Origin of the sequence: Shewanella sp. CAL98-MNA-CIBAN-0140 (assembly GCF_040309905.1) — a bacterium.
GTDB classification, from domain to species: domain Bacteria; phylum Pseudomonadota; class Gammaproteobacteria; order Enterobacterales; family Shewanellaceae; genus Shewanella; species Shewanella psychromarinicola.
This window is the reverse complement of the sequence record NZ_JBEOPI010000046.1, coordinates 1-12437: the sequence shown is the minus strand read 5'-3', so window position 1 is coordinate 12437 and position 12437 is coordinate 1. Positions and strand designations below refer to the sequence as shown.

General features: G+C 41.1%; 13 protein-coding genes and 2 pseudogenes. 12 read left to right on the top strand and 3 right to left on the bottom strand.

What is annotated here, in order from left to right; all coding sequences use genetic code 11:
* Positions 1-72 precede the first annotated feature (72 nt).
* The 6 genes and pseudogenes from AAEY93_RS18180 to AAEY93_RS18155 all read left to right on the top strand — a co-directional run bounded on the left by AAEY93_RS18180 (position 73) and on the right by AAEY93_RS18155 (position 5737).
* Complete coding sequence (locus tag AAEY93_RS18180) at positions 73-1068, top strand: exopolysaccharide biosynthesis polyprenyl glycosylphosphotransferase (protein ID WP_351078850.1); 996 nt, start codon at positions 73-75, stop codon at positions 1066-1068.
* Between the two features lie 11 nt (positions 1069-1079).
* Complete coding sequence (gene galU / locus AAEY93_RS18175; protein WP_351078847.1) at positions 1080-1967, top strand: UTP--glucose-1-phosphate uridylyltransferase GalU; 888 nt, start codon at positions 1080-1082, stop codon at positions 1965-1967.
* Positions 1968-2376: 409 nt separating this feature from the next.
* Complete coding sequence (gene glmM, locus AAEY93_RS18170; protein ID WP_351078844.1) at positions 2377-3726, top strand: phosphoglucosamine mutase; 1350 nt, start codon at positions 2377-2379, stop codon at positions 3724-3726.
* 97 nt (positions 3727-3823) lie between these two features.
* Positions 3824-3979, top strand: a pseudogene (locus AAEY93_RS18165) (hypothetical protein); the annotation flags it as partial.
* Between the two features lie 209 nt (positions 3980-4188).
* Positions 4189-4515: a helix-turn-helix domain-containing protein gene (locus tag AAEY93_RS18160; RefSeq protein ID WP_124013248.1), complete on the top strand. Its 327-nt coding sequence runs from the start codon at positions 4189-4191 to the stop codon at positions 4513-4515.
* Entirely contained in the window at positions 4508-5737 is a 1230-nt protein-coding gene (locus AAEY93_RS18155; RefSeq protein WP_351078841.1) for a type II toxin-antitoxin system HipA family toxin, read from the top strand. Before AAEY93_RS18160 ends, AAEY93_RS18155 begins: the two co-directional genes overlap by 8 nt.
* Positions 5738-6015: 278 nt before the next feature.
* On the opposite strand, the gene AAEY93_RS18150 is transcribed toward AAEY93_RS18155, so the two are convergent.
* The 3 genes from AAEY93_RS18150 to AAEY93_RS18140 form a co-directional block, all read right to left on the bottom strand.
* A complete protein-coding gene (locus AAEY93_RS18150) occupies positions 6016-6285 on the bottom strand; it encodes a hypothetical protein (RefSeq protein WP_244212476.1) in 270 nt (89 codons plus the stop codon).
* Positions 6286-6413: 128 nt separating this feature from the next.
* Entirely contained in the window at positions 6414-7742 is a 1329-nt protein-coding gene (locus AAEY93_RS18145; protein WP_351078838.1) for a HipA domain-containing protein, read from the bottom strand.
* Between the two features lie 2 nt (positions 7743-7744).
* Positions 7745-8035 carry a helix-turn-helix domain-containing protein gene (locus AAEY93_RS18140; protein ID WP_124013258.1) on the bottom strand — a complete coding sequence of 97 codons (291 nt, stop codon included), beginning with the start codon at positions 8033-8035 and terminating at the stop codon, positions 7745-7747.
* 908 nt (positions 8036-8943) lie between these two features.
* On the opposite strand from AAEY93_RS18140, the gene AAEY93_RS18135 reads away from it, so the two are divergent.
* The 6 genes and pseudogenes from AAEY93_RS18135 (at position 8944) to AAEY93_RS18110 (ending at position 12264) form a co-directional block, all read left to right on the top strand.
* Positions 8944-9225, top strand: coding sequence for a helix-turn-helix domain-containing protein (locus tag AAEY93_RS18135; protein ID WP_351078835.1), 282 nt, complete (start codon positions 8944-8946; stop codon positions 9223-9225).
* Positions 9225-10535, top strand: coding sequence for a type II toxin-antitoxin system HipA family toxin (locus AAEY93_RS18130; protein WP_351078832.1), 1311 nt, complete (start codon positions 9225-9227; stop codon positions 10533-10535). Before AAEY93_RS18135 ends, AAEY93_RS18130 begins: the two co-directional genes overlap by 1 nt.
* Before the next feature lie 339 nt (positions 10536-10874).
* Positions 10875-10982: pseudogene (locus AAEY93_RS18125) on the top strand (IS982 family transposase); the annotation flags it as partial.
* Positions 10983-11434: 452 nt separating this feature from the next.
* Positions 11435-11644, top strand: a complete 210-nt coding sequence (locus AAEY93_RS18120; RefSeq protein ID WP_351078829.1) for a hypothetical protein — start codon at positions 11435-11437, stop codon at positions 11642-11644.
* A 103-nt stretch (positions 11645-11747) separates the two neighbouring features.
* A complete protein-coding gene (locus AAEY93_RS18115) occupies positions 11748-12002 on the top strand; it encodes a type II toxin-antitoxin system Phd/YefM family antitoxin (protein ID WP_124013263.1) in 255 nt (84 codons plus the stop codon).
* Positions 11995-12264 carry a Txe/YoeB family addiction module toxin gene (locus AAEY93_RS18110; RefSeq protein WP_192115891.1) on the top strand — a complete coding sequence of 90 codons (270 nt, stop codon included), beginning with the start codon at positions 11995-11997 and terminating at the stop codon, positions 12262-12264. The genes AAEY93_RS18115 and AAEY93_RS18110 overlap by 8 nt, the downstream gene beginning before the upstream one ends.
* The last annotated feature ends 173 nt before the right edge of the window (positions 12265-12437 follow it).

Here is a 12437-nt window from a genome sequence, read left to right as displayed (position 1 = left end):
CTTATAATCTAAGAATATAGTTAGATGTGCTGTTGGTTTGGACATTTTAAGTCACAACTTTACGAGTCTTTTATGGTTGCTCAAAACAAAATATATCCCAAAAATAGCATTAAAAACAAAATTGCTAGTGAAGTTCGTATTAGCCGTTTTAAATCTAAGTCCCAAGCGCTTAAACAGAAAACTATTTATGTTTATTGCCCTGAAAAGCGCGAGTTAGAGATCGGGTCAATTGTCGATGATTATTCATTTGATATAGTTGTCAATGATTATGATATTAACAATTTAGACTGTAAAGTAATATGTCACTATGAAAGTTCAAGTCTTAGTTTTGAAAAACAACAATTTCTTGTTGAGGCAACCGAACTTGGGGCTTGGGTTGAACCTCTCGTTAGTTATCTTGACTCAAGGTTGGGTTATACAGAAGTTAAGTTATTACAAAATGGTTATTTTTTACATCAAAAAGCCTTTTCAATTCTATCAACTAAAAGAACTCAACGTGCAAAGAGAATAATTGATATATTTTCGTCAATTATATTGGGTTTAATTACTTTACCTATTTTTTTATTAACAGCGGTCTTTATAAAGTTAGAAAGCCCAGGACCTATTTTTTTCAAACAGAAAAGAACTGGTCAATATAACATCGAGTTTTATGTTTATAAATTTCGTTCTATGAGCTCTGATGCCGAGAAGGATGGGGCACAGTGGGCGAGCAAGAATGATGTTCGAGTAACTAAGGTTGGTAATTTTATTAGAAAAACTCGTATCGATGAGTTGCCACAAATTATAAACATTATTAAGGGAGAGATGTCTATAGTTGGGCCCCGTCCTGAACGTGAGGTTTTTATTGAGGATTTAGAAAAAGAAATTCCTTATTATAGATTCAGACACGCAGTTAAACCTGGAGTTACAGGCCTTGCACAAGTTAGTTATCCATATGGTGCATCTGTTGAAGACGCTATATGGAAACATAAATATGATATTTATTATATTAAACATCATAGCGCTCTTTTAGACTTTAAAATTCTCCTTAAAACGATTAAAGTTGTTTTATTTGGTATGGGTAGATAATAGGTATTATTATGAAAGTTGTTATTCCTGTTGCTGGTCTCGGTACGCGTATGTTGCCAGCAACTAAAGCGATCCCAAAAGAAATGTTGCCATTGGTTGATAAGCCGCTTATTCAATATATTGTCAATGAGTGTGTGGCTGCCGGCGTCAAAGAGATTGTGCTGGTGACTCATGCCAGTAAAAATGCCATTGAAAACCACTTTGATAAATCATATGAGCTTGAATCCACTTTAGAGAAGCGCGTAAAACGTCAGTTGCTTGAAGAAGTGCAAGCGATTTGTCCTAAAGACGTGACAATTATGCAAGTTCGTCAAGGTGAAGCCAAAGGCTTAGGTCACGCGGTGTTGTGTGCTTACCCATGTATTGGCAATAATGCATTTGCAGTTGTATTGCCCGACGTGGTGTTAGATGAATATACCGCTAATCAAAAAACTGAAAACTTAGCTGCGATGATAGCGCGCTATCAAGCGACATTTGCCAGCCAAATTATGGTGGCCCCAGTACCTGAAGAAGATGTGAATAAATACGGGATTGCTGATTGTGGTGGTGTAGATATCGCCCCAGGTGATTCTGCTAAAATTAAAGCCATGGTTGAAAAACCTGATGTTGGTGAAGCGCCATCTAATTTGGCCGTAGTGGGCCGTTATGTGTTGTCTGAAAAGATTTGGCGTTTACTGGCGAAAACGCCTGCCGGAGCCGGAGATGAAATTCAGTTAACTGATGCCATTGATATGTTGATTGAGCAAGATACGGTCGAAGCCTTTAATATGACCGGTAAGTCGCACGATTGCGGTGACAAACTAGGCTATATGAATGCTTTTGTTGAATATGGCCTGCGCGATGCAAAGCTAGGCGCTGATTTCAAAAAAAGCGTTGAGAAAATGCTGCTTGAACAGTAAACATTGATTTATTGTTAACACCAAAACCAACTCTTTGTAGTTGGTTTTTTGCTATAGCCTAAAAGCCTAGAGCGCTGCGCTGCTAGGACGCTACGCGGCTAGAGGCTATACAATCTATAGCAAGAGCCTAGGACGCTGCGCTGCTAGGACGCTACGCTGCTAGGACGCTACGCTGCTAGGACGCTACGCTGCTAGGACGCTACGCGGCTAGAGGCTATAAAAGAAAACAGCATAGCGAAGCGACTCTAGCAGGACGAAGTCTGACTCTAGCAGCCGCAGGCACTCTATTCCTAGACCCTAGCAGGACGCAGTCCGCTCTCTGGCGAGCCTGCGAGTTCCTAGAATCTAGAACCTAGCAGTGACGTAGTCCGCCCTAGGTACTAGATTAAATTTTTATATTGGAGTTTTTATGTCTCGTAAGTATTTTGGCACCGATGGTGTGCGTGGGAAAGTAGGGACGTTTCCGATCACCCCTGATTTTGCTATGAAGTTAGGCTGGGCGGCGGGTAAGGTTTTAGCGTCTACTGGTACCCAAGAAGTGTTGGTTGGTAAAGATACTCGTAGTAGCGGTTATATGTTTGAATCGGCTATGCAGGCTGGTTTGTCTGCTGCGGGCGTAAACGTGGCACTGGTTGGCCCTATGCCAACCCCGGCGGTGGCGTATTTAGCCTCGACCTTTAGAGCGGATGCGGGTGTAGTGATTAGTGCATCACATAATCCTTTTTATGATAACGGCATTAAGTTTTTCTCCAATGATGGCACTAAGCTAAATGATGAGCAGGAGCTCGCCATTGAAGCGCTATTAGAGCAAGCCCTTAATCATAATGCTATGCAGTGTGTGGCGTCTGAAGATTTGGGTAAAGTGCGGCGTATTAATGACGCAGCCGGCCGTTACATTGAGTTTTGTAAAGGGGTGTTTGCTAAAGACTTAACCTTAGCCGGGCTTAAAATTGTGGTCGATAGCGCTAATGGTGCGGCTTATCATATTGCGCCCAATGTGTACCGTGAGTTAGGTGCTGAGGTGATTAGCATTAATGATAAACCTAATGGGGTTAACATTAATGACCGTTGCGGCGCGACCCATTTAGACAGTTTGCAAACCGCTGTGATGGCACATGAAGCCGATTTAGGTATTGCGATGGACGGTGATGCTGATCGGGTTATGTTTGTTGATCACAATGGCCATATCGTAGACGGCGATCAAATTTTGTATATTTTGGCCAAATCTGCCAAACAGCAGGGCACGATGAGCGGCGGTGTGGTTGGCACGTTAATGTCTAACCTCGGCCTTGAGATTGCCTTAAAAGCACTGGATATTCCGTTTAAACGCGCCAAAGTTGGCGACCGTTATGTGGTTGAACAATTAAAAGCCACCGGATGGCGCATTGGCGGCGAAGGCTCTGGGCATATCTTACATCTTGATCATGCATCCACTGGCGATGCTGTAGTAGCGTCGTTATTAGTGCTGCAAGCGGTATTACAATCTGGGCAATCATTGGCCGAGATAGTATCGGGCATGAATAAATTACCCCAGGTGCTGCTCAATATTCGGTTAATTGCTAACAATGCCAATGAAATCCTCGCCTCTGACGCCGTAAAACAAGCGGTAATTGAAGCTGAAGCGGTACTCGCTGAAAACGGCCGCGTACTACTACGCAAATCCGGCACAGAACTACTCATCCGCGTAATGGTAGAGTCTACCGACATCGAAATGTCAAAAGCACAAGCAGAGCATATCGCTAAAGCTGTTCGTGGCTAGGCTATATTACAGCTTGCTACAAATGAAACATAAAAACAGGTGATTTGCTTAGCAGTCACCTGTTTTTGTATGTGCACTTTTTGTTTAACAAAAATCAATTACGATGATATTTGTTCGTGTTGTTGTCAATAGCGAAACGATAGTGCAATTTTTCGGGCAATTAAGAGATAAATACCCACTCAATCACAAGCTGCACCTCATCCTGGATGGAGCAGGATATCACCGAGCGAATGTGATCAACGACTCGGCTCTTAAAACGAGGTATTTTGTAAACTCGCGACTCTAATTACTGCCCATTGTCCCATCTGCCTACAGCAAGTGAGTGCGCTATAGTTTATCTATAATTACGCATCATAATAGCTCTTATGATATACAATAACTAATCACTCTTGTGTTATTTTGGTTAGGGTGATATGTTTTTATATATAATTTTTCTTTAGTGATGCATTAAGACGTATTGAAATGAGCTATGTAACAGAGCAGATATTAGAAAGCCTTCGAGACGCTCGGGTACGTAAGGGGTTTAGCCAGAGAGAGCTGAGCGCTCGTTCGGGTGTACCGCAAAGCCATATATCGAAAATCGAGTCTGGTGGCGTTGATTTAAGAATGTCCAGTTTGATTGCACTTGCCCGTGTACTCGACCTAGAGTTATTTGTCGCACCTAAAAAGTCTGTTCCTGCCATCAAGTCGATCATTCGAAGTAGTAACGGTACTCATAATAACGGTCTTAGCGATGAAAGTGAGCAAATGTCGCCAGCATACCAGTTAGAGGAAGACGACGATGACTAATAATGTCTCTACGTTAAACGTTTTGCTCTATGGTGAACCCATCGCAACGATCACTAATGTGGGCAATGACAGAACGCTATTTGCCTTTATGGATTCGTACATTAATGACGAATCACGGCCCGTATTAGGGCTTGGCTTTAAAGATTCGCTAGGTGGCTTGCTGACCAACTTCAAACCTACCCAAACCAAGTTAACCCCATTTTTCTCTAATCTTTTGCCAGAAGAAACCATGCGTAATTACCTGGCAGAGCGTGCTGGTGTGAACCCTGCGCGGGAATTTTTTCTATTGTGGGTGCTAGGGCAGGATTTAGCTGGCGCGATCACGGTTGAACCGGCCGATGGTGAAGCGCTGCCGCCTAATGTGCATCAAGACATTGAAGGTGAAACGAAAATTGAAGCTCCAATGCGCTTTTCATTGGCGGGTGTGCAGTTGAAGTTTTCAGCCGTACAACAAGTAAACGGCGGTTTGACCATTCCTGCTACGGGCACCGGTGGCTCTTGGATTGTGAAATTGCCGTCGTCTCGATTTGAGGCTGTGGCAGAAAATGAATATTCGATGATGGAATTGGCTCGAATGTTGGGAATGGAGGTGCCAGAGACTCAGCTACTTTCCATTGACCAGATTGCCAATATTCCAGAAGGCATTGGCAAATATGGCAGCTCTTTTAAAAATGCTCAGGCTTTTGCGATCAAGCGTTTTGACCGTGCAGATGGTCAAGCTGTGCACATTGAGGACTTTGCGCAAGTTTTTGGTGTCTATCCTCAAGATAAATACAAAAAAGCTAGTATGCGGAATATTGCTCAGGTTATCGGCATCGAAGGTCAAGACGAGGACATCGCAGAATTTACTCGCAGGTTAGTGTTCAATACGTTAATTGGCAATGCCGATATGCATTTGAAAAATTGGTCTGTGATTTATAAAGACAAGCGCACCGCATCGATTGCACCTGCTTATGACTTTGTCTCGACCATTCCTTATATCCCAGATGATAGTGCGTCGCTCAAGGTTAGCCGTAGCAAAAAATTCAGCGATTTCACGTTGGATGAGTTATCACACTTAGCCGCTAAGGCCATGCTGCCAGAAAAATTGGTGTTAGATACCGCCAAGCAAACCGTAGCAGGCTTCCATGAGGTATGGGCGAAAGAAAAAGCGCATTTACCACTTACCAAGTCGATGATTGAAGCAATCGAGACACACTTACGAAGCATACCGCTACGCTAAAATGAGAACCGACGCGTACAGAAATGCATAGGCGTCGGTCATATTGGGTTGAAGATTATGTTTAGTGACTTGTTTTGTCAATCATTGCCCCTGGTTGCCCCATTCCTTGGGGCGTTCGAGCTTCATCTATCCATCCTCTAAAGCTTGCGATATAAAGCTTTGCCCCATTGTCCCAACTACCCACAGTAAGTGAGCAAATGGTGGGTAGGCTAGTTTCTCCTGATTGGCTTTTTTGGCATACGGCTGTGTTTACCATCGAAAAAGGCCAATACTCTGAACTAATAAAGTGATTCTTCATAACTCAGGCTACACGTTGGGCGTGCAAGCGCGATTAGCCCCTGTTTGCGTCCTAGGCTGACAATCACGAAGAACGTGAGCTTTAGCGTAAGCCCAGGGGCGAGTACCACAAATATCATCATGCAATATCGGGTAATTGCATAGCCTAAGCCATGTGGCTGTTCGAGTAAGGCAATGCCAATACACCAACCAAGGCCTGCCAGAATGGCTATTGGAAAGGTAATAGGTGCGAGTCGCATCATAAATTGCATGTTATATCCTTCCTAATTGGATCCGCAGCAGTGTTGGCTACGTTCGTTGGTAATCCCCCCTAAAAAAACCTATTCCACTAATTGGACTGAGTAAATCGTAAAAACACGATCCCACTAAGTGGACGTCTCTATACTTCAATATAAGGTATTTCAACTGCTTGAGCTTTTAAATACTCGGTTCTTGTAAGTATGTTGTCACTCAGTTGCTGAAAATACTTTATATCATTAGCAGAAAAATGAGATTGAGTTTTCAGACTTTCAATCAACGATTCAGTAGATAGTTGTTTTATCACTTTATTTGCCAATTCAGTCAATAACCTAGATAACAGTTTCTTATCGATACCACATGTTTCTGCGAAATCAGCCAGTTGATACGCGTGAATATCATTGGGGTCAAACTCATCTCCCATAGCCATCGCCAACATGTGTTTAAATTGAGGGAACAAAGCGATATTGACGAGATCATAAGCTGGAGTGAATCGTGCGTTATTTCTATCAAAGAATAGTGAAACGTTCTTGCCGTGACTGTCGTAGTTGCTGATCATTAAATTAAACAGTTGCCAGTTTATAAGCCATTGCTTACTTTCAATTGGCGAAGACATATGTTCAGTGAATTCAAATAGCTTTACTAAGCTAGCTCCATCTCGAATATGTTGAACATCTCTTCCGTCACCCAAGTTTCGCTCATATTTGTAGTCTCTTGGTAAATTCAATGCTTGGCAGCCATCGATAACATGACGTCTCATTACTTTGTTGGAGTTGGCAACATATTTGCGGTCAAATCGTTTTACGATGAGCGATGGGTGCGGTCCAAAATGTCTATACTCAACATCAGCAGTTGGCAATCCAACTGCACTAGAGAGCTTCATACAAAAGAATTCGTTCAAGACGAGATTAGGACTGTTTCTCTTTTCAAATTTTAAAATATGGGTAGAACAGAGTGAGCCATCACCAAAGCCAATAGTGCCTTTCTCATCAATAAAAACATTTAATTTATCTTGAACTCCGGCCACGCTGAGACGTGGCTTATCGTCCCATATGAGTAGGCCAAATTCTTCTTTATTGTCGAGTCTTGTAATTAACTCTTCTTCTTCAAGTATTCTAAAAGACGGCTGGTTGTGTTCTTCTTCTAATGACGGTAAAAATGTCACAGCGCCTGCTAAGTCATTTCCAATGGCACGGACTTGTGAATAAACATTTTTCTCTGAAATACCCAGATTTTCAGCCAATAGCTTTCTTGCTTCACCTTCAGGCAAGGCATTATCTAGAAAGTTGTAAGCGACTTCTGGTGAGTGTTGATTATCCAGTGATAAATGGGGTGAGATAGCAAAACCTTCGTTTTGCCACTGCGGTGAATAACTAAGTTTTAATAAGTTGGTAGTGTTATCTAAAGATAAATTTCCAATCACTTGATCAGCGTATTTGATGTCTAGCCTGTATGTGTAAGCTTTTGTCATATCTAAACCCAGTCATCGTGAGGTGATGATATCTTTTCTAAAGGGGTTAATTCTTTAGAGGTTAGCTTAATACCTAATCCGTTTAAAATAGAAAATACCGCTGATAAAGTGCAGTTTGAATTTCCGTTTTCAATACGTGATAAAGTATTAATACCAATTCCGCATAGCGCGGCACAGTCTGCTAATTTTAGGCCGAGTTCCGTTCTTTTTGCTTTGATGAGTTGGCCCAGAACTTCTGCATTATCTATGAATGCAGAGCTAGGCATTTTCGAAGCTGTTACTTTCTTAGCCATCAATCGAACCTTACTAAAAATTAATCACCGATTTCAGTGATTATAGAACGATTCCAGTAACTTTTAAATATATTCACCGATAAAGGTGATTATATTACTCTCGTGAAATGTATCATCAATAAATAACCGATAGTGGTGATTATTTGACTAGTTAACAAACAATCATCACAGCGGCAATCTATTTCAATGTTGATTTTTGTTGAGTTGCTTTAATATGTCTCTCATCTCAATTATACGCTGGGGCGAGTACGCTCCTGTTCTCATCACTGCAAATTCAGCGAGTGTTAATTCGAAAAGATTTGGATTATGCTCAATAATGTAACAACTACCGCTATGTGTTATTACCTCCAATTTTTCTCCTTTAATTTGTTTAGTCACTATTTTGGATGTCACTATTTGTTGGGACTCGCCAAATGACTTGTATTTCGATTTTTAAAATTGAAGGGAACTGACGTTTAATAAAGGTTCTAGAAGGTTTGGAGTTACCGTCATGACCCTGTTTGATAGTTACATGACGGTAAGTGAAGGCTTGTAACCCTTTGTAAAGGTTAGTAATTTCTGTTCTATACTCTGGCTCTGAATGTGGTGCAGCTTTTGATTTTAGCTTTAATTCAATGTGTTATTGGTGTTTTATTTTGTGATAAATGCATTTAGTCACCACTTTAGTACCACTTTGATTGGTCTGTAAGCTGATATTCTTATGGGCAAACTCCCCCTTAGTATTTCTTTTTTATTCATTCATATTTTTTGAGTCAGTCTCTTTTATGGCAACACGCGTTAGTATGTAATCACATATTTAACGGCTGTAGCGTGTAAATAGTATTTTAACGGTTATAGCGTGTAAAACTCGATTTACCTGCTATAGCGTGTAAAGTGTTATTGGAACTGTTTATATAGGTAAAGTGATTATGAAGGTGACGAACTCAAAGCAGCTTAGCGCGTATCTTAAAGATGCGCGGCTAAATATGAAGCTATCGCAAAGTAAAGCGGCTAGTAAGGTCGGCATTCGTCAGGATACGGTTTCTAGTTTTGAGCAGAACCCTGACTCTACTAAAATAGAAACACTGTTTAAGATATTATCGGCATTAAACCTTGAGCTAGATATTAACGTTAGAAATCCAGAGTTAGGGTGTGAGCTTGTAGATGATAACGCTATACCGACTGAGCAAGAATGGAAGGAGGAGTGGTAATGGCTATCCTTGATGTTTATATGAATGGTTACCTAGTCGGAGAGTTAACTAAATCGACCACAGGCTCCCATCTGTTTAAGTATGAACAGCAATGGTTAGATACCTCCAGTAGTCGTCCCATCTCTTTGTCTATGCCACTGCGTAAGCAAGCGTATAAAGGTGATGAGGTTTACAATTTCTTCGATAATCTACTCCCAGATAATATAGAGGTGAGAAACAGAATTGTTGCTCGCCACAATGCTAAATCGACCCAAGCGTTCGATTTATTGGCTAAAGTCGGCCAAGACAGTGTCGGTGCATTGCAACTTGTACCACATGATCAACAGCCGTTTGATATCAAAAAGATTGAGTCTAAACCCTTATCAGATAAAGAATTGGAAAGAGTGTTAAAGGGTTATCAGTCGGATATTCCATTAGGCATGTTAACCGATGAAGATGACTTTCGAATATCGATTGCAGGTGCCCAAGAAAAAACCGCCTTACTTAATCTAGATGGACAGTGGCGGCTTCCTATTAAAGCAACCCCGACAACACACATCATTAAGCTGCCCATAGGTTCGATACCGAGTCATTCACATACTCTTGATATGTCTGAAAGCGTTGAAAACGAATACTTATGTATGATGATTGTGAGGGAGTTTGGTTTAGATGTACCACAATGCTCTATCATTAAGGTGGGTGATGTTAAGGCGCTTGCTGTGGAACGCTTTGACCGTAGGCTCTCATCTGATGGTAAATGGATTATGCGTTTGCCCCAAGAGGACTTTTGCCAAGCATTAAACATTCCGCTAGCGAGAAAATATGAAAGCCACGGCGGCCCCGATATTGAGCAGATTATGTTGTCTTTATTAGGCTCCACCAATTCAGAGCAAGATCGAGTTAACTTCATGAAGTCTCAGGTGCTGTTTTGGCTATTAGCGGCAACCGATGGTCACGCTAAAAATTTCTCACTTTTTATTGAGGCGGGTGGCGGATATCGACTAACCTCTTTTTACGATATTTTATCTTTGTATCCTGTGCTCGGCGGTAAAGGGGTAAATATTTGCGATGCAAAGCTGGCTATGGGGCTCAAAGCGACAAGAGGTAAGAAGTACCAAATAGGACAGATCTTCCCAAGGCACTTTATTCAAACCGCAAAAGCCGTAGGTTTTGATCCTGCAACTATGGCGGACATCATGAATGAGATAGCCAATTCAGTTGACTCAGTCATCACTAAAGTTAACTCTCAGTTACCTCAAGATTTTCCAGTGCATATAAGAGATACGATTATTGATGGCTTAAAGGATAGATCTAGACGACTACTTAACTAGCAATTGGCTTCTTGTTGGTCTCGCTTAAATAACACTCATACATACTCATACATAATAGGTGCTTCATTTGCCTGCCTAATAAACCACACCAGAGTGCTTATCAGAGCACAAAACAGCTCCCATCTGACTTACGCTTAAGCCATCCACGTGAGATGCCTCATCCTACAGCCTCAGATAATGGCGTCTCATTGGAGGGCGTTTTGGCGGTTTTTAGTCTCACCGGTGTATGAGTGGTGGTAAAAAGTTGATTTAAATCGGTTAATTAGTTTTTGGTTGGTATCTCGGTAAAACAGGTCCAACCTATTCGGATAAAGTGGTTTGAAATCAATCGTTTAGTTGTTTTTGTTGAATGTGGTTGGCGGTTTAATCGCCTATCCACTCAAAGAAAGTAAGCCACAATGTAATATCTCTGATGTCGATTTCAATGCGATTTCTGTTATGGCTTAAATCGATCTGAGGTGACTTAACGTCTTAATATTGGTTTCGTGTAAATCAGCGAGTTTACTTTGATAAGTATTTTAATACGATAGGCATTAAAAATCACCCTTTAGTAAACTTACGCAACAAACTTATAATGGTTATTTGCAACCCAATGTTGAGTAAACTAAGCCGATCGAATGTCTGTCTGCGTTAAAGGTTAGTCGGAGTAAAAAATTCAGTGAGTTTACTTTGGATGAATTATCGCATTTAGCGGCCAAAGCCATGTTGCCAGAAAAGCTGGTGCTGGATCCCTTTAAACGAAAAAACCCACAACAGAAGTCGTAGGCTTAATCTTTATCTTTATCTTTATCTTATTATGTCTTTGGTGGGCTGCCGAAGCAGGAATATCCAAAGTGCTCAGAGTCATATTAGTACAAAACTGACGGTATCGACAATATTAATCGATCTTAGGACTTTCAATGCCACATGAAGCAATAGAGCAAACGTTATCGATAAGTCGCTTTGCAACATATAGAAACGCTGTTTGTACTTCTCCAGGGAGAAAATATCAACCAAAACAGAAGATTAAAGTAGAAGTGGTAAACATTCCAGCCTATACGAAAGAACCACAACCGCTTCAAATAAACTATGATTTTTTGCCTGATGCAAACAGTGCAATGCATAAATGACTAAAACGTTAGTTGCCTTATCAATATCACATGTCCAATTAGCTGTACAACTTAAACGTATAAGGCTATACTTGTGCAATTAAATGTACATGTGGAGGTTCATATGAAGATCGTATCTTTTACTGAAGCTAGAAACAGTCTCAAAGCCGTTTTAGACGGTGTCGTTAATGATGCTGACACAACCGTAATAACTCGCCGTGACTCGGAAGATGCAGTGGTTATGTCTCTAGACTATTACAATAGTCTTATGGAGACAGTTCATTTACTTCGCTCGCCTGAAAATGCCGAGCATTTAAATCGTTCCATAGCGCAGTATCGTGCTGGTAAAACAACAGCACGAGAGTTAATTGATGAGTAGTCGCATGCGTTTACTTTCCTGGACTGACGATGCTTGGAATGACTATTTGTACTGGCAAACTCAAGACAAGAAAACACTAAAGCGAATTAATAAGCTGATCAATGATGTTAAACGTTCGCCATTTGAGGGCATAGGTAAACCAGAGCCACTAAAGGAAAACTTATCTGGCTTTTGGTCGCGTCGTATTGATGACACAAATAGGCTTGTTTATGCTGTTGATGATCACGCTATCACGATAATTTCGTGTCGTTACCACTACTAAAATTAGCTTCATCGCTAAGCAACTAAATAACGTTGATAGCGGTAGGTTTTATCGTCATGATAAAAGCGACCTTTTTTGACAGAGTCTTACTCTATACGTAAGCGCTCAATTAACCGCACATACCAATAACCTTCAAATGTGACATGATTATTTCCTAACTAAATCTAGGAAAA